The sequence below is a fragment of the Rahnella sp. P4_A8 genome (assembly GCF_056402435.1).
In genome coordinates this window covers 1-2310 of record NZ_JBFUHK010000076.1, presented here as the reverse complement: position 1 = coordinate 2310, position 2310 = coordinate 1, and the positions used below count along the sequence as shown (strand labels likewise).

The following is a 2310-nucleotide window of genomic DNA, read 5'->3' as shown; positions in this document are numbered from 1 at the left end:
RCGTGGAAATAAATCGCAAAGGTGGATCCGGCAATCGCCATGTTGGCCATAAACATCATCGGCATCAGCATGTCCCAGCCCTGATCGGTAAAGTTCTGCAACGCAATTGGCGTCATCGCGTGATGCATGCCGGTGAGGATCGCCACCGGGCGGATCGCGCCGACAATAAAGCCCGCAAACACCGCCGATACATCGAACAATCCCTGGATGCCAAACGCCAGCAACTTACCGAGATAAATCCCCGCCGGACCAATCAGCGTCAGTGACACCAGCGCCGCGATAAACAAGGTCAGCGTCGGCGTAAAGACGGTTTTCAGCACATCCGGCATGATTCTATCGACCCAGCGATGGATGTAACTCAGCGCCAGCACCGAGAAAATCACCGGAATGACGCTTGCCGAATAGTTGAAAACAGACACCGGCAGCACATCCATAAAATACAACGCGGTCGGTGCCCCGGCCGTGTGGCTGGCGAGTGCTTTCGCCGCGTCCATCAATGTCGGGTACATCAGGCAGGCGGCTACGGCAGCGGCCAGATATTCATTGGTTTTGAAGATCTTCGCCGCAGAAACCGCGAGGAAAAACGGCAGGAAGTAAAATACGCCGCTGGCGATCAAATCGATGATCATCACGGTTTCGCTTTTGGCCGATATGACTTTCAGGGCAATCAGTCCGGCCAGTAAACCTTTAATCATCCCCGCGCCCGCAATGGCCGGAACGATCGGGCCGAACACGCCGGAGACAGTATCCATGAACATCGATACCAGGCTTTTTCTTCCTTTTGTGGAAACATTTCCTGTTGGTGTTTCGGCGTTGCCGCTCACCGGATCCAGTTGCGACACGATGGCCTCGTACCAGACATTCACCTTTGGTCCGATGATGATTTGCACCTGATCACTCTGGCTTTGCGCGCCGAGCACGCCGGGCAGATTTTTAATCTCATCCCAGGCCACTTTATTTTCGTCGCGTAAATCAAAACGCAGGCGGGTCATGCAGTGCCAGACTTTATTAATATTTCCCGCACCGCCCACCAGTTTAATTACCGAGAGCACTATTTCTGTATTCACCCTAAACCCCGCGACGAAAAAATGAATTATTCTTTATTTGAGTGAAGAGGAGTGTAATGAGGGATATTTTTAAAAACAAACCAATAAAACAGGATCCCCGTCACAGAACTTCACTGATCGGTGCTGATTTGGTGCATCATGGTTAAATTGGTCTGTTTTTTGGCGATATTCAGCCATGCTTTCAAACCAAAATAAAAGCCTGAATTTTAGGTTTACAAGCAGGATGAAAATACGTTGAAATAACCTCTATACGAATATTCCCGCCGCCTTTTTGTGAAAAGGAATTACGGCCTTTATTAAGGATTTATCATGCAGCCTGTGCTGATTACTCATATCGAATGTCAGATAACGCGCCCTGATCGTCATAATTTAGTGGTGGTCAGAATTGAAACTGATCGTGGTATTTTCGGTCTGGGCTGCGCGACATTCCAGCAGCGCCCGCTGGCGGTCAAACTGATGGTGGATGAATATCTCAAACCGCTTTTGATCGGCCGCGATGCCAATCACATCGAAGATTTGTGGCAGATGATGATGGTGAACGCTTACTGGCGTAACGGACCTGTGATCAATAACGCCATTGCGGGCATTGATATGGCGCTGTGGGATATCAAAGGCAAGCTGGCAGATATGCCGTTGTATCATCTGTTTGGCGGTAAATCGAAAGATGCCGTCACGGCGTACAGCCATGCGGCCGGTGAAACGCTGGAAGAAGTGTACGGTGAAGTGGATCGCTTGCTGGCTGAAGGTTACCGCCATATCCGCTGCCAGCTAGGTTTTTACGGCGGTAATGCGCGTGATTTCCACAGCACCCGCCAACCGACGGCGGGTGCGTATTACGATCAGGATCAGTACATCGACAACACGCTGGCGATGTTCAAAGCGCTGCGTGAAAAATACGGCAATCAGTTCCACATTCTGCACGACGTTCACGAACGGCTTTTCCCGCAGCAGGCGGTGCAGTTCGCCAAAGCCGTCGAGCAGTACCGGCCTTACTTTATCGAAGATATTCTGCCGCCGGACCAGAACGAATGGCTGGCGCAAATCCGCAGCCAGACTGCGGTGCCGCTGGCGACCGGTGAATTATTTAATAATCCGGCGGAATGGAAAGATCTGATCGTCAATCGCCGGATCGACTTCATCCGCTGCCATGTTTCGCAAATCGGCGGCATCACACCGGCATTAAAACTGGCGCATTTCTGTCAGAGCTTTGGCGTGCTACTGGCGTGGCATTGTCCGCCTGACA

2 protein-coding genes are annotated in these 2310 nt (G+C 51.3%); one reads left to right on the top strand and one right to left on the bottom strand.

Annotated elements, in window-relative coordinates; all coding sequences use genetic code 11:
* Positions 1–1067, bottom strand: a 1067-nt coding sequence (locus tag AC1DUO_RS21585; RefSeq protein WP_477988676.1) for a PTS transporter subunit EIIC, incomplete at its 3' end; no start/stop codon positions are given.
* A gap of 309 nt (positions 1068–1376) precedes the next feature.
* On the opposite strand from AC1DUO_RS21585, the gene AC1DUO_RS21580 reads away from it, so the two are divergent.
* Positions 1377–2310, top strand: a 934-nt coding sequence (locus tag AC1DUO_RS21580) for an enolase C-terminal domain-like protein (RefSeq protein ID WP_477988675.1), incomplete at its 3' end; no start/stop codon positions are given.